Origin of the sequence: Paenibacillus mucilaginosus 3016 (genome assembly GCF_000250655.1) — a bacterium.
In the GTDB taxonomy this organism is placed as follows: Bacteria; Bacillota; Bacilli; order Paenibacillales; family NBRC-103111; genus Paenibacillus_G; species Paenibacillus_G mucilaginosus.
This window is the reverse complement of record NC_016935.1, coordinates 8,348,980-8,374,578: the sequence shown is the minus strand read 5'-3', so window position 1 is coordinate 8,374,578 and position 25,599 is coordinate 8,348,980. Positions and strand designations below refer to the sequence as shown.

Here is a 25,599-nt window from a genome sequence, read left to right as displayed (position 1 = left end):
GAAAGGTGCTTTTTTCTTTGGAAGCCAGCGAAATTAACCGTTGACAATCGTTTTGAATGGCTGATATAATATTCGCCTTAAATTGACATACTACTACAGTTGCGTTATAATCGATCAAGGAAAGAGGTGGTAGTAGTCAATGGCTAAAAATTCGCTGTTGGATATCAAACGCAGTTTGGAACCTCATGTCGGACAAAAGATTATGTTAAGAGCGAATGGCGGTCGCCGTAAGACAATCGAACGATCCGGTGTCCTGGAGGAAACCTACCCTTCCGTATTTATTGTGAAGCTGGACCAGGAGCAGAACGCGTTCAAGCGTGTCTCCTACAGCTATGCGGACATATTGACGGAATCCGTTGAAGTGACAGTACATAGCGACGACGGTGAAGTTCGAATCACGATAGAACAGTAACATGATTACATACGCGGCTGTCCGGGGTTGGTGCGGGCGGCCGTTTTTATTGGCTTTTTGGGAGGATGAACAGTGAATTCAACCCGCCGGGAGGCAAGCAGTCCTCATGGCTTTGCCGGCATTGCATGTCGAATTCCGCATGCAGCTCACCCGAATGTACTGCTATATATTGGACGACGAGCGTCTGTCAAAGGTTGCATGATGGGGTGCATGATCCCTCTTCCCCGGGCGCATACTACCGAATACTACAACCATGACGACAACAACAAGAGGAGGCAGCGAGAATGGGGCGCAGAAACCGCAGAGGCGTGATGTCGGAAGAGTTCAAATACGAGCTTGCCAAAGATCTCGGCTTCTATGAAACGGTAGAGCGTGAGGGCTGGGGCGGCATTCGGACCAAGGATGCAGGGAATATGGTCAAGCGGGCCATCCAGATTGCGGAGCAGACGCTGGTCCGGCAGCAGCAGGGCATGCAGTCATCGGCCCAGCAGGGATACCAGGGACAGGGCATGCAGTCATCGGCCCAGCAGGGATACCAGGGGCAGAGCATGCAGTCGGAGGCCGTCCGCGGACCGTCCGCTGCGTATGCGCCCATCCCCGTACCCCGGGCCATGATGATGCCGCAGGGAAGCGGAGGCGCTCAGGGCTATCCTTCGAATCCGGGCTTGAACGTGCCGCCGGCGTACGTGATCTCGCAGGTGCCCGGGATGTCGGGTTCGTACATGTATGGTCAGCGACAATAGGGGGCCGCAACAGGCTGGAGCTGCGTCGAGGCGGCTTCGGCTTTTTTTTGTCGGGCTTTTGGTATAGTATTAGAAGGAATGGCTGAAAGGCCTTTGATACGGATGTAGACAGGGATAAAGAAGGTGCCCCCATGACGATGAAAGTATTCGAGAAAGCCCCGGCAAAAAATCAATTTGTCGTTGGATGTGTTATATAAACGGGATGACGGCTACCACGAGGTAGAGATGGTCATGACCATGGTCGATCTGGCCGACCGGATCGAGATGCAGGAGCTGCCGCGCGATACGATCATCATCTCCTCGCAGGCAGGGTATATTCCCTTGGATGAGAAGAATCTGGCCTTTCAGGCGGCCCGCCTGATCAAGGACCGTTATGATGTAAAGCAGGGCGTATATATTCATCTCGACAAAAAAATTCCCGTAGCGGCGGGTCTGGCGGGAGGCAGCAGCGATGCGGCGGCCACGCTCCGCGGTCTCAACCGGCTGTGGAAGCTTGGCATCCCCTCGGAGGAGCTGCAGCGGCTCGGAGCGGAGCTCGGCTCGGACGTGCCGTTCTGCGTGACGGGCGGAACCGCGGTGGCCCGCGGGCGGGGAGAGAAGCTCGAGCATATCGAGGCTCCACCCCAATGCTGGGTGGTCCTGGCCAAGCCGCCGATCAATGTATCGACTTCGGAGATCTATGGCAAGCTCAACGCCGCCGGCATCCGGAAGCATCCCTCGACGGCGGCGGTGCTGGAGGCGATCCGGACGAAGCGCTTCGATGCGCTCTGCGGCAGCCTTGGCAACGTGCTGGAGGAAGTGACGCTGGATCTGTATCCGGAGGTCAGGCAGCTCAAGGAAGTCATGATCCGGCTGGGAGCTGACGGCGTACTCATGTCAGGGAGCGGGCCTACGGTATTCGGGCTGGTCTCCAAAGAGTCCAAGGTCGCCCGGATCTACAACGGGCTGCGGGGCTTCTGCAAAGACGTCTACGCTGTCCGCCTGTTAACGTAAATTTTATGTCAGGTTTGTGTCATTATATTTTTCATGAACCTGCTTGAATAAATACGTATAAAAATGTTATATTCTCATTATATTATTCGGATTTGTCAAGCCGATTGAGGATCCGTCGTGTAGAGGGGGTGCGCCGATTGAAAAAATTAAAACGAAGTGCAAGATTGGTGGAGATGACCCAATACTTGCTGATTCGCCCCCATACCCTGATTCCTTTGACCACCTTTGCCGACCGGTATAATTCGGCCAAATCGTCCATTAGCGAAGACTTGGCGATCATCAAAGAAGTGTTTGAAGAAGAGGGCCTTGGGGATTTGCAGACCCTTGCTGGCGCAGCAGGGGGAGTCAAGTTCATACCTCGGGTTTCGAAGTCGCACTCGCTGCAGTTCATCAACGGCATCTGCCGTCAGCTTGAACAGCCGGAGCGCATCCTGCCCGGAGGCTATCTGTACATGTCGGATATTATGGGACAGCCCATGATCCTGAACGAAGTCGGCAAGATGTTCGCATCCGTCTTCGCGGGTAAGGATATCGATGTGGTGATGACCGTTGAGACCAAGGGAATCCCGTTGGCTTATGCCACGGCGACTTACTTGAATCTGCCTGTCGTGATCGTCCGGCGGGACAACAAGGTAACCGAAGGTTCGGCTGTAAGCATCAATTATGTATCGGGTTCGAACAAGCGGATCCAGACGATGTCTCTTTCGCGGCGAGCGCTGAAGGAAGAGTCGAAGGTACTGATCATCGACGACTTCATGCGGGTGGGCGGCACGATCCACGGCATGATGGACCTGCTTCAGGAGTTCAAGGCTACCGTTAAGGGCGTCGGCGTCTTCGTCGAGTCCGGTGAGGTGGAAGAGCATCTCGTGGAAGATTACATATCCCTTGCAAAGCTGTCCGCAGTGGATCCCAAAACCCGTGCGATCACGGCGGAGCCGGGCAATTATTTCTATGACGGCGACTCGGAGGAGGAATAGTATGACGAAGCTTCAGACGATTGCGACGGAAGGGGCCCCAGCTGCGATCGGGCCGTATTCCCAGGCTGTACGTTTTGGCAATCTGCTCTTTACTTCCGGCCAGATTCCGCTCGGCCTGGACGGTCAGGTGGTGGAAGGCGGCGTGGAGGAGCAGACCCATCAGGTGTTCCGCAACCTTCAGGCTGTTCTAGAGGCGGCAGGCGCGGATTTCTCGCAGGTGGTGAAGGCAACCGTTTTCATCAAGGACATGAATCAGTTCGCCGCGATCAATACCATCTATGCTTCTTACTTCGGTGACCACAAACCGGCGCGTTCCACAGTCGAAGTTGCCCGTTTGCCAAAGGATGTTCTTGTCGAAATCGAGCTTATCGCCGCGCTAAATGTCGAATAACGGCGAAAACCTTAAATAATAATTAAATAACGGAAAAATTTCCGAAGATAAGAAGGAATTTGGCCTAAAATGTGGAATTTATAGCCTAAGTCCCCAAGATGGAAAAAGGTGGTGAACTAGAGGTGCAAATTACTGACGTCAGACTTCGTCGGGTAAACTCCGAGGGCAGAATGAAAGCCATTGCTTCCATTACCATCGATAACGAATTTGTAGTGCATGACATTCGTGTGATTGACGGTAACAACGGCATGTTTGTTGCCATGCCTAGCAAGCGTACGCCGGATGGCGAGTTTAGAGATATCGCCCATCCTATTTCCTCTTCCACTCGCGAGAAGATCCAAGCTGCAGTATTAGCGGAATATGAACGTGCCGCTACGGAAGAAGAAGTGATCGTAGAAGAAGGTGCCTAAACTTCGGATCGGGAGAGAGCCACGCGGCTCTCTTTTCTTTTGCCTGCAAGTAGGCTATAGTGAAAGTACAGGGTCCCGCGGGTCCAGCCGTCAGCTGCCGCAGGACTTATTTGAGTTGTGGGGAACCGGGCCTAGAGAGGCCTCGCACTACATAGGATAAGTAGAAAATTGGGGAGTAAGGGGATGGACGAAAGTTGAACATGATGGGAATCGTGCTCGCCGCCGGGCAGGGCAAGCGTATGAAGTCGAAGCTGTATAAGGTACTGCACCCGGTGTGCGGCAAACCGATGGTCGGGCATGTCGTATCTACGCTGGAGAAGCTCGGAACGAAACGTACGGTGGTCATTGTCGGGCATGGGGCGGAAGCGGTCCAAGGGTATCTGGGCGACCGGGCCGAATATGCGCTGCAGGCGCAGCAGCTCGGCACAGGGCATGCCGTTCTGCAGGCGAAGGAGCTCCTCGGTGAAGAGGAAGGAACGACCCTCGTCATCTGCGGGGACACCCCGCTGATCTCCGAGGAGACGCTGCAGGGCATGTTCCGGCTGCACGAGGAGAAGGGTGCTGCGGCGACGATCCTGACGGCCGTAGTCGAAGAGCCGAAGGGCTACGGACGCATCCTGCGCGACGAGCGGGGCTTCGTCTCCGGCATCGTGGAGGAGAAGGACTGCAGCGAGGCGCAGCGCCTGGTGCGGGAAGTGAACACGGGAACGTACTGCTTTGACAACCGCAAGCTGTTCGAAGCGCTCTCGGCCGTGACGAACGAGAACGCGCAGGGCGAGTACTACCTGACGGACGTCATCGGCATTCTGGCCGGACAGGGCGAGATCGTTGAGGGCTACGCGATGAAGGATGTTGTGGAATCGATCGGCGTCAATGACCGTCTCGCGCTCTCTCAGGCGGAAGCGGCGATGCGGGAGCGGATCAACCGCGGACACATGCTGAACGGCGTCACCTTCGTCGATGCGGCCAGCACCTATATCGAAGCGGACGTGACGATCGGTGCGGACACGGTGATTCTGCCGGGAACCGTGATCCGCGGGCGGACCACGATCGGGGAAGACTGTATTCTCGGCCCGCAGGCCGATATCCAGGACAGCACCATCGGCAGCGGGGTGGAGATCAAGCATTCCGTGCTGCTCGAAGCGGTGGTCGGTTCGGGCACTACGGTAGGGCCGTTTGCTTATCTGCGTCCGGGTGCCGATCTTGGGGAGAATGTAAAGATCGGCGACTTCGTTGAGATCAAGAACGCCAAGCTGGCGGATGACGTCAAGGTCTCGCATCTCAGCTACATCGGCGATGCGGTGATCGGCCGCAACGTCAACTTCGGCTGCGGGGCGATTACCGTTAACTACGACGGCTTCAATAAGCAGCTGACCGAAGTGGAAGACGACGCCTTCGTCGGCAGCAATGTCAACCTGATCGCGCCGGTGAAGATCGGCAAAGGGGCTTATGTGGTGGCGGGATCGACGATCACCTCCAACGTGGAAGCCGGCGATCTGGCGATTGCCCGGGAACGCCAGGTGAATAAGCCGGGTTATGCCGACAAGCTGCGTGCCCGCTTCGCCGCCAAGAAGGCGCAGTCGAAAAAGCCGGAGTAAGACTGGAGTAAAGCAGGAGTAAAGCAGGAGTAAAGCAGGAGTAAAGCAGCATACTGGCTTGGCTGGCAGGCCTTTTCGGAACGCCGATGTTTTGAACCTCCTTCATATGGGTAAAGTAGTAGAAGCTTGTTTTACCCAAATGAAGGAGGTTTTTCTATGCCAACCACGTTGAAAGCGGAAGTTCGCACGACAACCACCAAGGGGGAACGAAACCAGCTGCGTGCGCAAGGTATGGTGCCGGGGGTCGTCTACGGAAAAAAGGTGTCCCAGACCTCCATTGCCATTGACCAAAAAGAGCTGGTACAGCTTTTGAAATCGAATCCGCATGCCATTATCGATATGGAAGTGCCGGAATTCGGCAAGCAGCCCGTCATGATCAGCGAAGTGCAGCGGGACAAGCTGAGCCGCAAGGTGCTCCACGTCGATTTTCATCAAATTAATATGGACGAGCCGGTCAATACGACGGTCCGTATCGAATTTATCGGCGAGCCGCAGGGCGTCAGCGAAGGCGGCATCCTGCAGATCCAGCGTCATGAGCTGGATATCCGCTGCCTGCCGCGCGACATTCCGGCCAGCATCGAGATCGACATCAGCGCACTGAACGTGGGCGAGAACAAAATCGTCTCCGAGCTGCAGCTGCCGGCGAACATCGAGCTGAAGACGGATGAGAACGACGTCATCGCTACGATCCTGACCCCGCAGAAGGAAGTTGAGGAGACGGTGGAAGCCGAAGAGGCAGTGGCCGAGGCGGCTCCGGAGGAGCCTGCAGCGGAAGAGGCAGCCGAAGAGAAGGCGGAAGCGAACGCTTAAGTCCCCTGGCGCTCGCCGCAGCAGCCGCATTGACAGCAGGGCGTACCGGCCGAAGGGCCGGTGCGCTTTTTGCTTCCTGCGAGGGTTCGAAAAAGATCGCAATATGGAGAAACGCCTGAGGGGGTAAGCCTTTTGGCATGAATTTCTCCGGCTCAGTTGGCGCAGGACCTTTTTTGGAGTATGATGAATCCAAAGGAAAAAGGCACCAGGAGCACGTGAAGGGAGAAGTTGGCGTTGAAGTGGTTTGTAGGCCTCGGCAATCCGGGGCGGCAGTATGAAGCGACCCGTCACAATATCGGGTGGATGGCGCTTGACCGGTTCGCGGACAAGCACGGCATCCAGATCTCACAGAACAAATGCAAGGGACTGCTCGGGGAAGGGCATGTGGCGGGACAGAAGGTATACCTGCTCAAGCCGCAGACTTTCATGAATTTATCCGGGGAGTCCATTCGGGCGTTCATGGATTTCTACAAGGCATCTCTCGAGGATCTTGTCGTGATCTATGACGACATGGATACGCCGTTCGGCTCGATCCGGCTGCGCTATCAGGGCAGTGCGGGCGGACATAACGGCATCAAATCGACGATCCAGCATCTCGGAACGCAGTCGTTCCAGCGGATCCGCATGGGGATATCCCGTCCGCTCCCGGGCCGCAATATCGCCGATTATGTGCTCAGTACGTTCTCCAAGGAAGAGGTGCAGGGCATCCCGCCTGTGCTCGATCGTACCTGTGAAGCGATGGAGCATCTGCTTCAGCATCCGTTCGAGAAGACGATGGCGGTGTTCAACGCCTAAGCGGAAGCGGGCGGCACTTGAAGAAGGCTTCGGCATGATTTCCCCCCACTTTGGCCATACTATGGAAAAGTGCGCTCCGGCTGGCCCGGAGTCCGGAGGAGGAATCGAGTATGGCCGTCAAATACACATGCCGCCACTGTCAGACGTTAATCGGGGAGATCGATCAGGGGGGCGTAAGCGAGTATCAGCTGGGCTTCCATTTCTTGACCCCCGAAGAGCGGAGAGATATAATATCGTATAACCCGAACGGGGACGTATCCGTGAAGGTTGTATGCGATTACTGCAAGGAAGCGCTGGAAGCCAATCCGGAGCTGTCGCTCCTCGGCAGTCCTCTGCAATAAGAGGCAGTTCATCGGTTATCGGCTATCCGGCTTATGGTAGAAGGACCGGCCTAAAGCGTCATGCGCTGTAGGCCTTTTTAGTGATTTGGGGAAGCGGCGCGCTGTTTTCTGCCGAAGAAGCGGCGCGAACCGCCAGAACCCGGGTGTATGTGGTTGAGAGGGGTGTCCTGTTTTGCAGGCTTTGATTCAGGCTTTCTCCGCGGATAACGATTTCAAGAGCGTCGTGTCCGGCATTCGATCGGGGATGAGAGAGCAGTTGATTGCCGGTTTGACCGGCTCATCGCGGCAGGTGATGCTGGCTTCGCTTTTTGAGGAGCTGCAGCAGCCTTTATTTGTCGTGACGCATAACATGTTTGCCGCACAGAAGATGTTCGAGGATCTGGCGGAGCTGCTTCCGCCGGAGAAGGTACTGCTGTTCCCGGCGCAGGAGCTGCTGGCGGCCGAAGCGGCCATCGCCAGTCCCGAGATGCTCGCCCAACGGATCGATGCGCTGGCCCGGCTGGCGGCCGGCTTCCGCGGCCTGGTCGTCGTGCCCTACGCGGGCATGCGCCGGCTGCTGCCGGATCAGGCATCCATCGCCGCCGCACAGATGACCGTAAGCGTGGGGGAGACCCTGGAGCTCGATCAGCTGGTGGTCCGCCTGGTGGAGCTGGGCTATGAACGGGTGGAGCGCGTGGAGCGCAAAGGTGAGATGAGCGTACGGGGCGGGATTCTCGATCTGTTCCCGCTGACCTCCCCGCATCCGTTCCGGATCGAGCTCTTCGATGTGGAAGTCGACTCGATCCGTTCGTTTGACGCCAGCGATCAGCGGTCGATCGATAAGGTGCAGACCTTGTTGATTCCTCCGTGCCGCGAGATCGTAGTGGACCGCAAGCGGTTACAATCCGCTGCACAGCAGGTGCATGAGCTGCTGCAGGAGCAGATCGGCAAGATGACCGACCGCAGTGCCAAAGATAAGCTGCTTGAAGGCATCGGCCATGAGATCGAACTGCTGCGGGAAGGGCACTCGTTCCAGGGCATGTTCAAGTATGTATCGCTTCTGTTCCCGGACCGGCAGACGCTGCTGGATTACATGCCGGGGGATACGATCCTGCTCGTAGATGAACCGGCCCGTCTGCTGGAGACGGCCAAGCAGCTGGAGAAGGACGAAGCGGAGTGGATGACCAATTCGCTGCAGGAGGGCAAGAGCCTGCCGTCCCTCGTTCTGTCGAAGCCGTATGAGACCCTGCTGCACCGCAAACCGTATCCGACGCTGTATATGTCGCTCTTCCTGCGGCAGGTGCCGCAGACGACGCCGCAGAATATCGTCAACTTTATGTGCCGGGTCATGCAGAGCTTCCACGGCCAGATGAACCTGCTCAAGAGCGAGATGGAGCGGTGGAAGAAGGCCGGGGCCCATGTCATCATGCTGGCCAGCGGGTCGGATCGCGTGGAGCGGATGAAGCGGGTGCTGGCGGACTACGATATCGAGGCGCCGCAGATCGAGAGCGGCTCACTTCAGACCGGCTTCGAGCTGCCGGGCATTCATCTGGTCGTCATCACCGAAGGCGAGATGTTCACCCAGAAGCAGCGCAAGGCGCGCAAGGTGGACAAGAAGATCGAGAACGCCGAGCGGATCAAGAACTACCAGGAGCTGAAGGTCGGCGACTATGTCGTTCACGTCAACCACGGGATCGGGAAGTTCGTCGGCATCGGGACACTTGAGGTAGGCGGCATTCATAAAGATTATCTTCACATCATGTACGCCGGCGGCGACAAGCTGTCGGTGCCGATCGATCAGATCGATCAGGTTCAGAAGTACGTAGGCGCGGAAGAAGGCAAGGAGCCCAAGATCTACAAGCTGGGCGGCACAGACTGGAACCGCGTCAAAAGCAAAGCGAGAGCTTCCGTTCAGGACATTGCCGACGATCTCATCAAGCTTTATGCGGAGCGGCAGGCGACGGTCGGGTATGCTTTCAACGGCGACAGCAACTACCAGCAGGAGTTCGAAGGCATGTTCCCTTACGAGGAAACAACGGACCAGCTGCGCGCCATTGAAGAGATCAAGAAGGATATGGAGAAGCCGCGTCCGATGGATCGTCTGCTCTGCGGCGACGTGGGCTACGGGAAGACGGAAGTGGCCATCCGCGCCGCCTTCAAGGCCGCGATCGACGGGAAGCAGGTCGCGGTGCTCGTGCCGACAACCATCCTGGCGCAGCAGCACTACGAGACGTTCCGCGAGCGCTTCTCCGGCTATCCGTTCAATATTCAGGTGCTGAGCCGCTTCCGTTCCAAGAAGGAACAGACGGATACGATGAAGGGCGTTAAGGCCGGCACGGTCGACGTGGTTATCGGTACTCACCGGCTGCTGTCCAAGGACGTGCAGTTCAAGGATTTGGGACTGCTGATCGTCGATGAAGAGCAGCGCTTCGGGGTATCCCATAAAGAGAAGCTGAAGCGCCTGAAGACGAACGTGGACGTGCTGACGCTGACGGCTACGCCGATCCCGCGGACGCTGCATATGTCGATGCTCGGTGTGCGCGACCTCTCCGTCATTGAGACACCGCCTGAGAACCGCTTCCCGGTTCAGACGTATGTCGTGGAGTACAGCACGAATCTCGTGCGCGAAGCGATCGAGCGGGAGCTGGCCCGGGAGGGGCAGGTGTACTACCTGTACAACCGGGTGCAGGGCATTACCCAGATGGCCGAGCAGATCACGGCGCTCGTGCCGGAAGCCAGAGTGACGGTGGCCCATGGCCAGATGTCCGAGCAGGAGCTCGAGAAGACGATTCTCGACTTCCTCGACGGGGAGTACGATGTGTTGGTGTCGACCAGCATTATCGAAACCGGCGTGGACATTCCGAACGTGAACACGCTGGTCGTCCATGATGCCGACAAGATGGGGCTGTCCCAGCTTTATCAGCTGAGAGGACGGGTCGGACGGTCCAACCGGATCGCCTACGCTTACTTTACGTATCAGCGGGATAAGGTGCTCACCGAGGTGGCCGAGAAGCGTCTGCAGGCCATCAAGGAGTTTACAGAACTTGGATCAGGGTTTAAAATTGCCATGAGAGACTTGTCCATCCGCGGGGCGGGCAACCTGCTTGGGGCTGAGCAGAGCGGCTTTATTGCCTCCGTCGGATTCGACCTGTACTCCCAGATGCTTGGTGAAGAGATCAGCAAGCGCAAGAAGGAGATGGGCGGCGAGGCCGTGCAGGAGACCAAGGCCTGGTCGACCCAGCTGGACATCCAGCTTGACGCTTATATCCCGGGCGATTACATCTATGACAGCGTGCAGAAGATCGAGATTTACAAGAAGGTGGCGGGCATCCAGACGCTCGAAGAGGCGGCGGAGCTGCACGACGAGCTTGTCGACCGGTTCGGCGACCTGCCGGAAGCGGTGCATAACCTGCTGCTTGCGGCCAGGCTGAAGGTATACGGAGCACAGTATGCAATCGAGACCATTTCGCAGAAGGGGCTGGATTACGAGCTGAAGATCCATCCCGATCAGAACGGCAATCTCGACGGACAGAAGCTGTTCGAATTGTCGGCTGAGTTCGAGAACCGGGTGAAGCTGATCGGCGGTCCGCAAATCATCGTTGAACTGAAGGGCAAGGGTTTGACCCCGGAACAATCCATCGAAACCCTCGAGAGGTTCCTGGTACAGTACAAGCGTGCGCTCAAATCGAAGGGAGAACTGCAAGATGTTGCAAAATAAGAAAAAGCCTCTGCGTCAAGGAATGATGGCTCTGATGGCTCTGGTACTCGTAGCGGGGCTGTCTGTGGGCTGTGGCAAAAAGAAAGACGAAGAGGCGGCGCCGGCTCCGGCTCCTGCAGGCACGGAAGCGCCTGCGGCTTCGACCGGCAATCCTTCGGATGTCCTGGTTACGTACAAGGACGGCGGCAAAGTCACACGCGAAGAGTTCGACAAGTTCGTCGGCATCAACCTGTTCTTCAACAAGCAGTATGAGCAGTTCAAGAGCGATCCGGCCTTCCAGCAGGACATGATGAAGCAGCTCGTGACCTTCAAGGTTCTGGCTTCCCGTGCCGATGAGAAGGCCAAGACCGACGCGGCGGCCCAGACCAAGACCCAGATGGAGCAGATCAAGGCGTTCCTCGGGGCACAGGAGGGCGGCCTCGAGGGGCAGCTCAAGACGGCGAACGTAACGGAGAAGGAGCTCGAGGATTTCGTTACGCGCAGCATCACGGCGATAGTCTCTGAAGAGAACAAGGTGTCCGAGGCGGATCTCAAGACCGCGTATGACGGTAACCTGAAGACCGATGCGGCCGCTTACACAACGGCAACCGTAAGTCATATCCTCGTAGGACTGAAGGATACGGCCACCCAGAAGGACCGCACCGATGAGGAAGCGCTGAAGCGTGCCCAAGAGGTCAAAGGCAAGCTTGATGCCGGCGGGGATTTTGCCGCACTGGCCAAAGAATACTCCGATGATCCGGGTTCCAAAGATGCCGGCGGCAAGTACGAGAATGCGGAAGTGTCCCAATGGGTGCCTGAGTTCAAGCAGGCGGCTGTCGACCTGCCGCTGAACAAGATCAGCGATCCGGTGAAGACGGACTACGGCTACCATGTCATGAAGGTGGAATCCCGTGCAACGAAAACGTTCGAAGATGTGAAGCCTCAGCTGAAGTCCCAGGCTGCGGAAGCGAAGGTGTATGAATTCGTGGAGAAGGAGCTGCCTACGCTCATCGAGACGAATAACCTGCCGAAGCCGGAAGAGCAGCCGGCTACGCAAGCTCCGGCAACGGAAGCGCCGAAGACGGATGCACCTGCAACGGAAGCACCGAAAACCGAAGGAACGAAGTAACAATTACCAAGGTCCCCGCGAGGGGGCCTTGTTTTGTTTCTTTTTTTTGGACATAATGTAAACAGCGGTTTACCAGGGTACATAGCCCTCCCGGCAGCCTTGGCGTCCCCGAAAAGAGACCGATGCATAAGCCTCTGGAAACCGAAGAATACTATGGTTAGTCTAGTCGAGTTCCCTCCATGAGCATACAGGCATAAAGGGTAATCCAGTTCCTATCCCATTCTTCAAGGAAAGCGAGGCATCTAGAACATATGAAAGCAACTGGAATTGTTCGTCGCATCGACGATCTTGGCAGGGTCGTAATCCCAAAGGAGATTCGCCGCACCCTCCGGATCCGCGAAGGGGACCCGCTTGAAATTTTCGTGGACCGTGATGGAGAAGTGATTCTGAAGAAATACTCCCCCATCGGTGAACTCGGTGATTTCGCCAAAGAATATGCCGAATCTCTCTATGAAAGCACGAACCATATTACGATGATCTCCGACCGGGATACCGTTATCGCTGTGGCGGGCGGTTCCAAGAAGGATTATCTGGAGAAGAGCGTCGGGCCGCTGATAGAGCAGTGCATGGAGAACCGGAAGGCCACGCTCGAGAGCAATCAGGGCACTTATGAAATGCTGAAGGATATAACCGAAGCTTACAGCTCTTATGTCATCGCTCCGATCGTCGCGGGCGGCGACCCGATCGGTTCCGTTATCCTGATCAATAAGGATGAGAGCGTGAAGATGGGCCAGATGGAACTCAAGATGGCCGAGACGGCTGCCGGCTTCCTGGCCAAGCAAATGGAGCAGTAGATTTGAATTCTCGTATGATTCAACGGGCACGGCTTCCTGATGATCCCCTTGCAGCCGTAAGGGACATCAGGAAGTTTTTTGTGTTCCCGGAAATAGACCGGTTTTTGGCATGGCGGGCCAAATAAGGTATAATGATGCCGAAGCTGGGGGGAACGCCCAGAAGGTAAAGGGGAACGGTTGCGGCATGAAGGGGCAAACGGAGCGGATCCCGCAGGATCGCTTGGATGCTGCGGAAGTACCGGTGCAGGCCATGGGGCCGGCCGGCGGACCCGGCGGTGCCGAACCGGCCGGGAGGGCCGGGCGCGGGCTGCTTCAGGGGGCCGCGCTGCTGGGGCTTGCCGCCATCATCTCCAAGCTGATCGGCACACTGCAGAAGATTCCGCTGCAGAATCTGGCAGGCGACACGGTATTCGGTATTTATAATGCAGTTTATCCTTTGTATACCATGATCTTGTTTTTGGCGACGGCGGGCTTTCCCCTCGTCGTGTCCAAGTTCGTATCCGAGAGCGCGGCCTTGAAGCGGGATGAGGAAGCGGTGCGCGTGCTGCGGGTGGCCTCGGGCGTACTGTCCGGAACGGGCCTGCTCTGTTTCACTCTTCTCTACCTCGGGGCGGAGCAGCTTGGAAGCTGGATGGGGGCGGCCCAGGCGGCGCCGGCCATTCGAAGCGTATCGTTCGCCCTGCTGCTGGTACCGGTGCTGTCCGCTCTGCGCGGATACTACCAAGGGTACGGCGACATGGCTCCGACGGCATGGTCCCAGGTGGGAGAACAGATCGTACGGGTGCTTACCATGTTCGGCCTGCTGATGGCTTTCCTGTGGATTGGGGCGGGACCCGAGACGATTGCCGCCGGAGCGACCTTCGGATCGGTGGCGGGAGCGGCGGCAGGGCTGTTGATGATGCTGCTTTACTGGCGGCGGGGCCGCAGCAGCCGTAGGGCCGGCCGGAAGTCCCTGGTGTGGAGGGAGGATCTGGCGCTGGCCAGGCGGATTGCAATGTATGCTCTTCCGCTGTGTCTGGGCTCCATCGCCATGCCGATCCTGACGCTGGTCGATTCCTTTACCGTGCCCCGGCTGCTGCGCGGGGCCGGTTACGATGAGACCGGGGCGCTCTATCAATTCGGGCTGTACAATCACGGACTGCCGCTGGTGCAGCTGGTGGCCATGATCGCTTCATCGATGACGGCGGCTCTGGTGCCGGCCATCGCGGAAGCGGCAGGCAGCGGTGACCGGGCTCTGCTGCGGCAGAGGGCCGGCACTGCGCTGAGGCTGGCCTGGATGATTGGGCTGCCGGCCGCAGCCGGGCTGGCCCTGCTCGCCGGTCCGTTCAATCTTATGTTCTACAAGAGCACGGAGGGGACCCCGGCCATGGCCGTCCTCTCGCTGACCGCGCTGCTGTCGGTACTGAATATCGCCGGGAGCAGCGTGCTGCAGGGCCTCGGCGCCGTCCGTGCGCCGGCGCTTTACCTGCTGCTGGCCGCCGGCGTCAAGGTCGCCGCCAACGTCCTGCTCGTGCCGCGCTTCGGCATCGACGGCGCTGCCTGGGCGGCCGTGGCCGCCTACGCGCTCGCCGGCGGCCTCGCGCTCGCGCACGCGCTGCACGCCGCCGGCGTCCCGGCCGCGGGCGGCCGCGGGGCCATGAAGGCGGTGCTCGCCACCGCCTTCATGGCTGCCGGCCTGCTGGCCGTGACGCACGGCGCGGCGCCGCTGCTCGCGCAGCCGGCCGGCGCGCCCGCCCCGCGGGCAGCGGCCACGGCCGTGGCGCTCGGCGGCGTGGCTGCGGGCGCGCTCGTGTACGCGCTCGCGGTGCTGCGGCTCGGCGCGGTGACCGCCGCCGAGCTGGAGGCGGCGCCCTCGCTGGCGCAGAAGCCGCTGCGGCTGCTTCGCCGGCTGCGGCTGCTCCGCTAGCGGCAATGGCTCGCGGGCCGGCGGCGCTGCTGCGTGCCCGCGGCTGCCCGGCTCCGGCCGCAGCCTCGCTGGCTTATGGATCTCTGATGTAAGGGCCGTGCGGCCCATCCACTATCCTTGAAGGAGGCGCTTCTGACATGTCCATGTCCCCGCAAGCGCAGCTAACGGTCGTCGGCCTGGGAACCGGCGACGAGAATCAATTGACCCTCGGCGTATGGCGCAAGCTCGAGGCGGCCAGCGGCCGCGGTGACGCGATCTTCCTGCGTACCAAAGAACACCCGATGGTGTCCATGCTCGACCACCATAACATCCGGTACGAAACCTTCGACCGGGTGTACGAGGAGCACCAGGGGTTCGAGGGCGTCTACGAGCAGATCGCTGCGGAGCTCATCGAACGGGCGCTGAACGCGAGCGGCGAAGTGCTCTACGCTGTGCCCGGCCACCCGATGGTGGCGGAGAAGACGGTGCAGCTGCTGCGCGAGCGCTGTACGGCCGCCGGCGTCATGCTGGGCCTGATGGGCGGCGAGAGCTTCCTCGACCAGGCCTTCCTGCGCCTCGGCTTCGATCCGATCGAAGGCTTCCAGCTGCTTGACGCCACCTCGCTTCGCGGCAGCACCCTGAATCCGACGCTGCACACACTTATCGGGCAGGTGTACGATGAGTTTACGGCCTCCGATGTGAAGCTGACCCTGATGGAGCTCTACCCGGACGATTATCCGGTAACCGTCGGTCACTCGCTGGGCGTGGCCGGAGAGGAGCGGGTGTACGAGGTGCCGCTCTACGAGCTGGACCGGGTGGAGGGCTACGGGAACCTGTCGCTGGTCTGGGTCCCCCGGACGGACCGGGAGGATGTGCGGAGCCGGACGTTCGCCCGCCTTCACGAGATCGTGGAGATTCTGCGCAGCCCGGAAGGCTGTCCTTGGGACCGCGAGCAGACGCACAAGTCGATCCGCAAGAACCTGATCGAGGAAGCGTACGAGGTGATCGAGACGATCGACGAGGACGATCCCGAACACATGTGCGAGGAGCTCGGAGACCTGCTCCTGCAAATTATGCTTCACTCGCAGATGGAGGCGGAGGAAGGGGCCTTCACCGTCTTCGATGTCATCCGGGAACTGAACGAGAAGCTGGTGCGCCGTCATCCGCACGTCTTCGGAACCGTTGGGGCGGAGGATGCGGATGAAGCCTTGGTGAACTGGGAAGCGGTGAAGGCGGAGGAGAAGCGCAGCAAGGGCATCGACCCCGAAACGCAGCCGCTGCTGGCCGGAGTTCCACGCGACCTGCCGGGCCTCATGAAAGCCTACAAGCTGCAGAAGAAGGCGGCCGAGGTGGGCTTTGACTGGAATACCCTGGAAGAAGTAATGCCGGTCGTCGAGTCCGAGCTCCAGGAAGTCAAGGAAGCGATCGAGAAGTTCGGCCATGCGGAGCAGAAGGAAGAGCTCGGAGACCTGCTGTTCGCGATCGTCAACCTGGCCCGCTTCCTCAAGGTGGAGCCGGAAGAGGCCATGGCGGCCGCCAACCGCAAATTTTTTGAGCGTTTCGGGTATATTGAATCCCAACTGCGTTTAAAGGGCGTTTCCTTTGACCAAACTGATTTGCAAGAGATGGAAAACCTGTGGCAGGAAGCAAAAAAAGTTCTCAAAAACAAAGGCCTATAGCAGGATTTTCCTGATAAACAAAGAATACTTTAGCTTAGCTTCACTTTTACGAGGAGGAAATTTACCAATGAACAAAACAGACTTGATCAATAACATCGCAGAAAAAAGCGGCCTGACCAAAAAGGACGTGGAATCCGTACTGAACAGCTTCCTTGGTGAAATCTCTGACGCTTTGTCCCGCGACGACAAAGTCCAGTTAATCGGCTTCGGTACTTTCGAAACCCGCACGCGCTCCGGCCGCACCGGCCGCAACCCGCAAACGGGCGAAGAGATCTCCATTCCGGAATCCAAAGTTCCTGCATTCAAAGCAGGCAACAAGCTTAAAGAAGCGGTGAAGTAATTTATGCGCCTGGACAAGTTCCTTAAGCTCTCCCGTCTCATCAAACGGCGTACGGTAGCCAAGGACGTGTCCGAGCAGGGACGGGTATGGGTGAACGGCCGCGAGGCCAAGCCGAGTTCCACGGTCAAGGTAGGGGACGAGCTCAAGATTCAGTTCGGCCAAAAGCTGGTGACCGTGCGCGTGGAGCTGCTGAGCGAATCAACCCGCAAGGATGATGCCGCGAAGATGTTCACGCTGCTCGGCGAAGAACCGATCAAACGGGAATCGGACAGTATTCTGTAATCGATTCCTCCATAAGAAGAAGCAGAGAGACTTCGTGCTCCTGCTTCTTTTTTTATTGCCTGCCTTGCTCTTTTCCGACATCCTCCTGCACTGTCTCCCCAGCGCCTGTCCTTACGCTCTTGTCCTTTCCTCTTGTCCCTGCGCTCTTGCCCTGTGCCCTTGTCCTTCCTTCGGAGTCCGGGAAGTTCTAAACCCCGGACGACCCCCATACTTTATAGTAAACAAGCTTGGTAGGGGTGGTTTTTTCGAACGAGTCCCTCGTGTCGAAGTTCAGTGTCATGGCCGGAGAGTTTACGCGCCGCCTTTGAACCCGGGTTCCCTCTACCTTATCTCATCAAAGGAACCCGGGTTCAACAGCGGCCGCAGGCCATGGACACTGTAACGCAGACCGCATGCAGCATCGTTCGAACACCCTATCCCTCGCCAAGCGCCAAAGAGGAGGAGTCGGCCCATGGTCGAACAGCCGGGAAAAGTAAAGCGCCAAGAGATCCGGATGCTGAACCGCAAGCTGCTGGAGGTGTCCGGCGTCATGAACGTCGAGAGCTTCGACAGCGAGGAGTTTCTGCTTGAGACCGAATGCGGTTTCCTGATGATCAAGGGGCAGAACCTGCATATCAAGAACCTGAGCCTCGAGCAGGGGCTGGTCGCGATTGAAGGATACGTGAATGAGCTGGCCTATGTGGACACAAACTCCCAAGGGAAATCCAAGGGATTTCTGGGTAAGCTGTTCAAGTGACACTGAGCGTACAGTTTTTGACGATGGGCATGATGTACGCGGGAGGTCTCGCGCTGGGAGGGCTGTACGACCTCTACCGGGTGCTTTCGGGCCAGCTGAAGGTACCCTCGTGGCTGCGGGCGGCGCTCGATCTCCTGTACTGGTTCATCGGGACACTTGTCGTGTTTGCACTGCTGTACAGGAGCAATTGGGGCGAGGTCAGGCCCTTTATTTTTCTTGGGCTTGCCATCGGCATTCTTTTTTATTTTCTGGTGTTTAGCCGGCCGGTCATCCGGGTAATCGTATTTACAATCCGTGCTGTCGTCACGGCCGCACGCATCGGCAGGAGGATGATCGACCTTTTCATTATCAGGCCCGCCATCGGACTTTACAGGCTGGTGCTGATCATTTTGGGATTTTTGCTGGCGACCGCTATATTCATCTACAAAATTGTGTTACAATTGCTCTATCCTGCATGGAGACTGCTGTTGTGGCTGTTTCGGCCGCTCGGCAGGTGGATGCGGTTGCATGTTGCCGTTCCCGCAGGGATGAAGACAATCGGTCAAAAGCTGAAGGCGCTGTTCCGGAAGCTGTTTTGATCGTACTGGGAGGATTTAGACGTAGATGCAGGCAAACTCACAAGGAGCTAAGGACACGCAGCCGCAGAACAAGGGCACTTTTCGCCGGCGCCGACTCGTCATGCTGATGCTGGCCTGCTTTATGAGTTGGGCCGGTGTCACGCTGTGGAATCAAATCGGTAAAATCAGCGAACGCAAAGATAAAGTCGCCGCCTTGGAGCAGAAAGAGGCCGAGGTGAAGCAGATCAACGAAGAGACTCAGCGCGAGATCGCCAGGTTGAACGATCCCGAGTACGTATCGCAAAAAATCCGTAAAGACTTGCACTACATCAAGAAGGGGGAAAGATTGTTCTTCACCCCCGTCGCGCCTAAGCAGTAACTGGGCCGGGTGAGGGCGAATCCTTCGGTTGACCGTATGTTCGCCGTACGTTATAATCGGCATAGTTTCGATGATTCGCTTTTTTAACTATTTAAGGGAGGATCAGTTTACTTTATGGCAATTGAAGTGGGCAGCAAGCTGCAAGGAAAAGTGACAGGCATTACTCACTTTGGGGCGTTCGTTGAGCTACCCGAGGGAGGCACCGGCCTTGTACACATCTCGGAGATTGCGGACAACTACGTCAAGGACGTCAACGATCATCTGAAGCTAAGCGATATCGTCACCGTGAAAGTGATTAATGTCGACAAAGACGGCAAAATCGGACTTTCCATCAAGCAAGCGGTGGATCGGCCGGCAGATGCTGCTCCTCCAACAAGGCCCGCTCGTTTCGACAGACCTCCTGGCGGCGGCGACCGCGGCGGATTTGGTGGTCGTGGTGGCGGCGGCGGCTTCGGCGGCCGTGGAGATCGCGGAGGCCGTGGCGGCAAACCGCCCGCTGGCAAGCCATCCTTTGAAGATAAAATGGCGCGTTTCCTGAAAGACAGCGAAGACCGGATCTCTTCCCTCAAGAAGAACACCGAGGGCAAGCGGGGCGGACGCGGCGCGCGTCGTGACTAATAAATAAAAAAGTACCGCAGGAGCCTTCGAGGCACCTGCGGTTTTTTGATACCGAAATACAGATGGGGTTTCCGGGTTTTACTAATAAAATAACGCCATAACTTTGCTTGACAAGCCCTTGCCTCATGAGATATACTCATTTTTGTTGCGGCGGCATAGCTCAGCTGGCTAGAGCGTACGGTTCATACCCGTAAGGTCGGGGGTTCGATCCCCTCTGCCGCTATAGTGGGGCAATATAGAAGAATCCGGTTCCCGAACCTCGGGATACCGGATTTTTTGTTTTGCAGCGGAAGCCGGCGAGAGTGGACACGGTTCCAAAACATTCCATAAAGCACTTCTTTTGTCGGAAGGGTAGGAACGCGGCGGGGAATCGACACCTTGTAACGCCTTCCCGCCTTTTCTCTCGGGGAACAGGGCGCGAACGATTTGTGACGGGTCTCGGGCCTCAAAGTGTTGTTAGCGCTTACATTATAGAGTTCAGCTGGAATGCTCCTTTATTCGCGGGAGCCTTCTTTTTGTCGGAAAAAACTTTCGCTTCACTCCTTCATTATGACAAACTTTCTTCTTGCGTGATTATATACTGGGCTCATTAATAGCATATGGGTGGTGTTCAGGAATTATGCAGAAACGGCAAATGTTCAGCGGTCTGAATCACGTATGGTCGGGATGGACGCACCGGGTCAGGCAGGGAGCCCTTGGCGCGATCGCCCAGAACCGTCTTGTGCAATCGCTTGTAGCGAGGCGCTGGTCGATCTTACTCCTGATGATGGCCTTCCTGCTCGGCAGGGCCATGATCCTGGATCAGCTGGCACCGTTTGCCGTCGCTTACTTCGCGGTTATGTATTTTTTGCGAAGGGAGCTGTTGTTCTGGACGGGCGTATTCGTAGCCGCCGGGAGCTTGTTCTCGGCCGATCCGATGCACACCGGCTACATCGTGGCGGAGATGATCGTCTTCGTTCTGATCCAGAAGGGCGTGGAACGATTCGAACGCTCGGACATTTCCTACGCGCCGCTGATCGTCTTTACCTCCACTTTTTTCGTCCAGCTGTTCTCCCATCTGGCGGCGACGAAGCTCAGCTGGTACACGCTGACGATGAGCGGGGTAGGGGCGCTGCTCAGCCTGATCCTGACCCACATTTTTCTCCAGGCGATACCGGTGTTTACCCTATCGCGCAAAAATTACAATCTCAAACACGAGGAAGTTATATGTCTCATTATTCTGTTGGCATCCGTCATGACGGGGACCGTAGGCTGGCTGATCGGTCCGGTTACACTGGAGCATGTGCTCTCCCGTTACCTGATTCTGCTCTTTGCGCTTGTCGGGGGAGCCCCCTTGGGCGCATCCGTCGGGGTCATCTCCGGCCTCATTCTCAGCCTTGCCAATTCCAGCGCGATCTATCAGATGAGTCTCCTGGCCTTCGCCGGCATGCTCGCAGGCCTGCTGCGTGAAGGCAGCCGGATGGCCGTGGCGCTTGGCATGCTGCTCGGATCCTCGATCCTGTCCGTCTATCTCGGCAATCAGTCCGAGGTGCTGAATTCGACGTGGGAGTCCGTGGCGGCCGTGGCCCTGTTCCTGCTTACACCGAGGAGTGTCACGCAGATGCTCGCCAAGTATGTGCCTGGCACCCAGGAGAACCTGAAATCGCAGCAGGACTATGCCCGCCGGGTGCGGGATGTGACGGCGAACCGGGTGGAGCAGTTCTCCGAGGTGTTCAAGCAGCTCTCCCGCAGCTTCAAGCAGATCACGGCGGATTCAGCACCGCTGCGGCGCGAGGAAGAAGTCGGCCACTTCATGAACTCCGTCGCGGAGAAATCGTGCGGCAGCTGTTGGAAGCGCAAGCAATGCTGGGACGATAAGTTCTATCAGACCTACAAATATATGACCGACATGATGACCGAGGTGGAGCTGCGGGAGGACATGACCCGCAAGGATATCCAGCCGGAGTGGAAGAAGCACTGCGTGAAGCCGGACCAGGTGCTGGAAGTCATGAAGCAGCAGTATGCTCTGTATAAGCACGATCAGCATTGGAAGAAGCAGATTTACGACTCCCGCCAGCTGGTTGCTGAACAGCTCTCCGGCGTATCGCAGGTCATGGAGGACCTGGCAAAGGAAATCAAGCGGGAAGGGCAGGAGCTCTTCATGCAGGAAGAGCAGATCCGGAGCGCCCTGGAGGAACTGGGCTTGTCCATCCACAGCATCGATGTCATCTCCCTGGACGAAGGGAACGTGGAGATTGAGATCGTTCATCAATATACAAGGGGCTTCGACGAGTGCCGCAAAATCATCGCCCCGCTGCTCTCCGAGATTGTCGGCGAGCACATCGCGGTGAAGTCCGAGGAATCGCTGGAGCGTAAGGAAGGCTACAGTACGGTGGTCTTCGCTTCGGCGAAGGAATACGAGGTGGAAACGGGAATCGCGGGCGCAGCCAAGGGGGGCGATTTGCTGTCGGGAGACAGCTTCAGCACCATAGAGCTTGGCAACGGCAAGTTTGCCGTAGCGCTCAGCGACGGCATGGGCAACGGCGAGCGGGCGCGGGCGGAGAGCAGTACGGCACTGTCCATCCTTCAGCAGCTGCTGCAGTCGGGGATGGACGAGAAGCTGGCGATCAAATCGGTCAACTCCGTGCTCATGCTCCGCTCGTCGGATGAAGTCTATGCTACGGTGGATGTGGCGCTGATCGACCAGTACACCGCACAGACGACGTTCCTCAAGATCGGCTCGACGCCAAGCTTCATTAAAAGAGGCAGTGAGGTGTTCCCGGTGACGGCGAACAACCTGCCGGTCGGCATACTTGCCGACATCGACGTCGATCTCGTCAGCGTGCAGCTCGAGCACGGGGATACGCTCATCATGATGACCGACGGCATTTATGACGCCCCGGGGCATGCCGTGAACAAGGAAATGTGGATGAAGCGGATGATCACGGAGATTGAGGCGGATTCCCCTCAGGACTTTGCGGATATCCTGCTGGAGCGGGTCGTACGTTACCATCACGGCGAGATCTATGACGATATGACGGTGGTCGTGGCACGGGTTGACAAATTTCAGCCGGAATGGGCTACCTTCTCGTGGCCGGGAATGGAGCGCATCGAACGGCCTAGGACGGTGAGCTGATGATGACAATGGTGAAGGAGATGGGAACCATGGTAGTCGCAAAAGCTGTAAAGGTCGTGCTGGACGTGAAGGTAACCGAGGATTTGGACGTAACGGAGGTCATGAAGATCGTCAAGGTCCTGGAAGCGCTGAATATTGTCAAAACGGTGGAAGCGGTGGAAGTAGAGGAAACGGGCCGGCCCGGCTTATCCGTGCAGACCGCCCAGCTCGTGCAAGCCGAAGCGGCGGGTGCACAAGCGGAAGCGGCTGCAGCGGCAGCCGGGGCCCCGGCGGAGCTCGCAGCAGAGCTGATGGAAGGAACCGCACGTAAGGAAAGAAAGCGGAAGAAGAGCCGGAAGGCGAGGAAGGACGAACGGTTGGCTGCGGTGACCGGTCCTGAGCAGGGGGCGAAGCAGTCCCTGGAGGCGGCTCCGGAAGAGCAGCCTATGCTGAAGGCAGAGGCGGAACAGCGGACCGAGTCCATGCAGGCGCAGCAGGCTGGCCTGCCGGTGCAGATTGTGGAGCAGGCGCCGTTGCAGGCGGTCCAGACCGCGACGAGCGCTCAGACCGTCAAGAGCAGCCCAGTCGTCCAAGCGCGGGATTCCCGTAAGCCGCAGCCGATGAATACGCTGCTGGCCGTGAAGATTATCCAGGATCTGCAGAGCCTCAAGGGTCGAGACCGTATGGAGGAGATCCTCGGCATGCAGGTCACGGCGCAGCAGCTGATCCTGGCAGCCCAAGGCAGAGCGGAGCATCAGGGCAGCCTCAAGAGGCGCGACAGGCAGGCTAAGATGATCATCCCGGTAATGGAAGCCGTCCAAAGTAGACGGGGGAGCGCAGCTGCACAGGAACGGGAGGGCACAAGCAAGAGAATCCGGGAATTCCTTGCCGGAGCGAAGGGAATGGAGGCGTTGAGGGCGCCGCCGCAGGCAGCGGCCGTACCGCTGGCATAGGGTCTTGGTTTCAAGCCATTGGCGGAAGGAGGAGCAAGCAGCCGGTGACCCTGTCTCCGAAGATAGAAGGTGAGGGGTAAGGGGCTCAGGGACCGGTGTGCAGGGATGCCGATATCTTCGGGGCGCCTGATTGGCACAGGTGCCAAAGTACATATACAGGGAAGCAGGTACCGTCTTCGCAGGCGCATGCGGGGACGGTATTTTGCGCTGTCCGGCCCCCTTCTCGTTTAGAATTCTCCCAGCTGGCAAAGCTGAAGATAGAGAGTTTACAAGGGGGTAGACAGCATGAAGCAAATCATCCTCGTTACCGACGGATGTTCGAATGTGGGAGTCTCGCCGGTGGCGGCGGCGGCCCGTGCGAAGGCGGAAGGGATTATGGTCCACGTGATCGGCATTGTCGATTCGGGAGATATCGGTCTGCTGGGGGCGGAGGAGATCCGGGAGACGGCGGAGGCGGGGGGCGGCATGAGCCGGATCGTGAAGTCCTCCCAGCTCGCCCAGACCGTGCAGATGATCACGCGCAAATCGGTGGTTTCGACGATTCAGCAGGTCGTGGGACAGGAACTGCGCGGCATCCTGGGCCATTCGCAGCTGGAGCGGCTCCCCCCGCACCAGCGGTCGGAGGTGGTACGGGTCATTGACGATCTGACCGAGACGGCCAGCCTGCAGATTGCCCTTCTGATCGATGCCAGCTCTTCCATGAAGCCGAAGCTGCAGGCGGTCAAGGATGCGATCCAGGATCTGCAGCTCAGCCTGCAGTCCAGGCAGGGGTCCAGCCTGCTGTCCGTGTTTCACTTCCCGGGCGGGCTTGCAGCCGAAGAGCGGGCGGCCCACTGCGATATCGCATGGACGAGCGACCTTGCAAATTTGAAGGGGTTGTTCTATAAATTAAACATGAGGGGAACGACTCCGACGGGTCCGGCCCTTCTGGAGGTCATTGAATATATGGGCGGGCTCTCCGGAAGAGAAACGGCAGGGGGGAGCTCCGTACAAGCGGCGGGAGCACTTCTGCCGGAAGGAACGGGGAAGGTCCGCAAAGAAGGGATCTGGAGTGACTATGTCGTCTGAACTGTCCCTGCCGGAAGGCTCTGCGATCCAGGGCAAGTGGAACCGGGGGGAATACCGGATCGAGCGGCTGCTCGGGGCGGGAAGCAACGGCAAGGTATACCTTGTCCGTCAGGGACGCAGGAGATATGCCCTGAAGGTGGGCTTCGACGCCGTGGACCATCAGTCGGAGGTGAATGCGCTGAAGGCGCTGTCGCGCTCATCCTCTGTCTTTGGCACCCTGCTGCACGATGTCGATGATTTTACTTTCGGGGGGGCGAGCTATCCGTTTGCCGTTCTCCGGTATATCGAAGGCCAGCCGCTCACGGACTTTATCCGCGACCGCGGGACGGATTGGCTCTATGTGACGGGCCTTCATTTGCTGCGGAGCCTGGCGGAGCTGCATGCCTGCGGCTTCGTTTTCGGCGATCTCAAGGCGGAGAATGTCATCGTATCTTCCCATGGGGAGGTAGGGCTGATCGATTACGGCGGGGTTACGGCGGTGGGCCGGTCGGTCAAGCAGTTCACGGAACAGTATGACCGTGGCTATTGGAACGGCGGCTCCCGGACGGCGGATGAGGCTTACGACCTCTTCTCCTTCGCCGTGCTGATGATCGCGGCCGCGCTGCCTGAGGCAAGGTTCCGCTCGCTGGCCGGAGGGCTGCCGCAGAACCGCGGCACGGAGGACCTGCTGGCCGCAGTCCAGGGCCATGCGGTCCTCGCTCCGGTGGCAGGCGTGCTGCGCAGTGCCTTGACCGGCAGATACACGTCCTCCCGGCAGATGCTCGCGGACTGGCGGGCGCGAAGCCTGACCCCGCCCCGGCGTACCGCGGAAGCGCTGGACTTCGGCTGGATTCCGTGGACCTTTGCCGTGTCGTTGATTTTGTTCGCGGCGACCGTTTACTTGGTCTTCCAGTAGTGTAATATACAGTAACGCCGGCAGGGCTGCAGGCTGCTGATGGA

Annotated in this window: 23 protein-coding genes, 1 tRNA gene and 2 pseudogenes; all 26 read left to right on the top strand. The window is 58.1% G+C overall.

What is annotated here, in order from left to right:
* Positions 1-139 precede the first annotated feature (139 nt).
* The 26 genes and pseudogenes from veg (at position 140) to PM3016_RS34915 (ending at position 25,555) form a co-directional block, all read left to right on the top strand.
* Positions 140-412 carry a biofilm formation stimulator Veg gene (gene veg / locus PM3016_RS35040; RefSeq protein WP_013921246.1) on the top strand — a complete coding sequence of 91 codons (273 nt, stop codon included), beginning with the start codon at positions 140-142 and terminating at the stop codon, positions 410-412.
* A 284-nt stretch (positions 413-696) separates the two neighbouring features.
* Positions 697-876: pseudogene (locus PM3016_RS40610) on the top strand (small, acid-soluble spore protein, alpha/beta type); the annotation flags it as partial.
* Positions 877-1,292: 416 nt separating this feature from the next.
* Positions 1,293-2,148: pseudogene (gene ispE / locus PM3016_RS35030) on the top strand (4-(cytidine 5'-diphospho)-2-C-methyl-D-erythritol kinase).
* A 137-nt stretch (positions 2,149-2,285) separates the two neighbouring features.
* The gene (gene purR / locus PM3016_RS35025) at positions 2,286-3,125 is read left to right on the top strand and encodes a pur operon repressor (protein WP_013921242.1); all 840 of its coding nucleotides are present in this window, start codon (positions 2,286-2,288) and stop codon (positions 3,123-3,125) included.
* 1 nt (position 3,126) lies between these two features.
* Positions 3,127-3,516, top strand: coding sequence for a RidA family protein (locus tag PM3016_RS35020; protein ID WP_013921241.1), 390 nt, complete (start codon positions 3,127-3,129; stop codon positions 3,514-3,516).
* 122 nt (positions 3,517-3,638) lie between these two features.
* Positions 3,639-3,926 carry a septation regulator SpoVG gene (spoVG, locus tag PM3016_RS35015; protein WP_014653027.1) on the top strand — a complete coding sequence of 96 codons (288 nt, stop codon included), beginning with the start codon at positions 3,639-3,641 and terminating at the stop codon, positions 3,924-3,926.
* Between the two features lie 200 nt (positions 3,927-4,126).
* The gene (gene glmU, locus PM3016_RS35010; protein ID WP_014372589.1) at positions 4,127-5,524 is read left to right on the top strand and encodes a bifunctional UDP-N-acetylglucosamine diphosphorylase/glucosamine-1-phosphate N-acetyltransferase GlmU; all 1,398 of its coding nucleotides are present in this window, start codon (positions 4,127-4,129) and stop codon (positions 5,522-5,524) included.
* 156 nt (positions 5,525-5,680) lie between these two features.
* Positions 5,681-6,334, top strand: coding sequence for a 50S ribosomal protein L25 (locus PM3016_RS35005; RefSeq protein ID WP_013921238.1), 654 nt, complete (start codon positions 5,681-5,683; stop codon positions 6,332-6,334).
* A gap of 234 nt (positions 6,335-6,568) precedes the next feature.
* Positions 6,569-7,129, top strand: a complete 561-nt coding sequence (gene pth, locus PM3016_RS35000) for an aminoacyl-tRNA hydrolase (RefSeq protein WP_014372588.1) — start codon at positions 6,569-6,571, stop codon at positions 7,127-7,129.
* Between the two features lie 110 nt (positions 7,130-7,239).
* On the top strand, positions 7,240-7,470 hold the full coding sequence (locus PM3016_RS34995) for an anti-sigma-F factor Fin (protein WP_013921236.1): 231 nt from the start codon (positions 7,240-7,242) through the stop codon (positions 7,468-7,470).
* A 172-nt stretch (positions 7,471-7,642) separates the two neighbouring features.
* On the top strand, positions 7,643-11,167 hold the full coding sequence (gene mfd, locus PM3016_RS34990) for a transcription-repair coupling factor (protein WP_014372587.1): 3,525 nt from the start codon (positions 7,643-7,645) through the stop codon (positions 11,165-11,167).
* Complete coding sequence (locus PM3016_RS34985; protein ID WP_013921234.1) at positions 11,154-12,275, top strand: peptidylprolyl isomerase; 1,122 nt, start codon at positions 11,154-11,156, stop codon at positions 12,273-12,275. Before mfd ends, PM3016_RS34985 begins: the two co-directional genes overlap by 14 nt.
* A gap of 251 nt (positions 12,276-12,526) precedes the next feature.
* Entirely contained in the window at positions 12,527-13,069 is a 543-nt protein-coding gene (gene spoVT / locus PM3016_RS34980; RefSeq protein ID WP_014372586.1) for a stage V sporulation protein T, read from the top strand.
* 184 nt (positions 13,070-13,253) lie between these two features.
* Positions 13,254-14,975 carry a putative polysaccharide biosynthesis protein gene (locus tag PM3016_RS34975; RefSeq protein ID WP_014372585.1) on the top strand — a complete coding sequence of 574 codons (1,722 nt, stop codon included), beginning with the start codon at positions 13,254-13,256 and terminating at the stop codon, positions 14,973-14,975.
* 137 nt (positions 14,976-15,112) lie between these two features.
* On the top strand, positions 15,113-16,633 hold the full coding sequence (gene yabN, locus PM3016_RS34970; RefSeq protein ID WP_014372584.1) for a bifunctional methyltransferase/pyrophosphohydrolase YabN: 1,521 nt from the start codon (positions 15,113-15,115) through the stop codon (positions 16,631-16,633).
* A 67-nt stretch (positions 16,634-16,700) separates the two neighbouring features.
* Positions 16,701-16,973 (top strand): HU family DNA-binding protein, encoded by a 273-nt coding sequence (locus PM3016_RS34965; RefSeq protein WP_013921227.1) that lies wholly within the window; start codon positions 16,701-16,703, stop codon positions 16,971-16,973.
* Positions 16,974-16,976: 3 nt separating this feature from the next.
* A complete protein-coding gene (locus PM3016_RS34960) occupies positions 16,977-17,255 on the top strand; it encodes an RNA-binding S4 domain-containing protein (protein ID WP_013921226.1) in 279 nt (92 codons plus the stop codon).
* A gap of 451 nt (positions 17,256-17,706) precedes the next feature.
* Complete coding sequence (gene yabP, locus PM3016_RS34955) at positions 17,707-17,991, top strand: sporulation protein YabP (RefSeq protein ID WP_013921225.1); 285 nt, start codon at positions 17,707-17,709, stop codon at positions 17,989-17,991.
* A complete protein-coding gene (yabQ, locus tag PM3016_RS34950; RefSeq protein WP_013921224.1) occupies positions 17,988-18,569 on the top strand; it encodes a spore cortex biosynthesis protein YabQ in 582 nt (193 codons plus the stop codon). Before yabP ends, yabQ begins: the two co-directional genes overlap by 4 nt.
* Positions 18,570-18,594: 25 nt before the next feature.
* The gene (locus PM3016_RS34945) at positions 18,595-18,927 is read left to right on the top strand and encodes an FtsB family cell division protein (RefSeq protein ID WP_014372583.1); all 333 of its coding nucleotides are present in this window, start codon (positions 18,595-18,597) and stop codon (positions 18,925-18,927) included.
* A 114-nt stretch (positions 18,928-19,041) separates the two neighbouring features.
* Positions 19,042-19,545: a S1 domain-containing RNA-binding protein gene (locus tag PM3016_RS34940; protein WP_013921222.1), complete on the top strand. Its 504-nt coding sequence runs from the start codon at positions 19,042-19,044 to the stop codon at positions 19,543-19,545.
* Between the two features lie 149 nt (positions 19,546-19,694).
* Positions 19,695-19,768, top strand: a tRNA-Met gene (locus PM3016_RS34935).
* A 396-nt stretch (positions 19,769-20,164) separates the two neighbouring features.
* The gene (spoIIE, locus tag PM3016_RS34930; RefSeq protein ID WP_014372582.1) at positions 20,165-22,660 is read left to right on the top strand and encodes a stage II sporulation protein E; all 2,496 of its coding nucleotides are present in this window, start codon (positions 20,165-20,167) and stop codon (positions 22,658-22,660) included.
* Between the two features lie 29 nt (positions 22,661-22,689).
* Positions 22,690-23,592, top strand: coding sequence for a hypothetical protein (locus PM3016_RS34925; protein ID WP_238540398.1), 903 nt, complete (start codon positions 22,690-22,692; stop codon positions 23,590-23,592).
* Positions 23,593-23,877: 285 nt separating this feature from the next.
* Positions 23,878-24,660 (top strand): vWA domain-containing protein, encoded by a 783-nt coding sequence (locus PM3016_RS34920; protein WP_014372580.1) that lies wholly within the window; start codon positions 23,878-23,880, stop codon positions 24,658-24,660.
* A complete protein-coding gene (locus tag PM3016_RS34915) occupies positions 24,650-25,555 on the top strand; it encodes a protein kinase domain-containing protein (RefSeq protein WP_014372579.1) in 906 nt (301 codons plus the stop codon). The genes PM3016_RS34920 and PM3016_RS34915 overlap by 11 nt, the downstream gene beginning before the upstream one ends.
* Positions 25,556-25,599 lie beyond the last annotated feature (44 nt).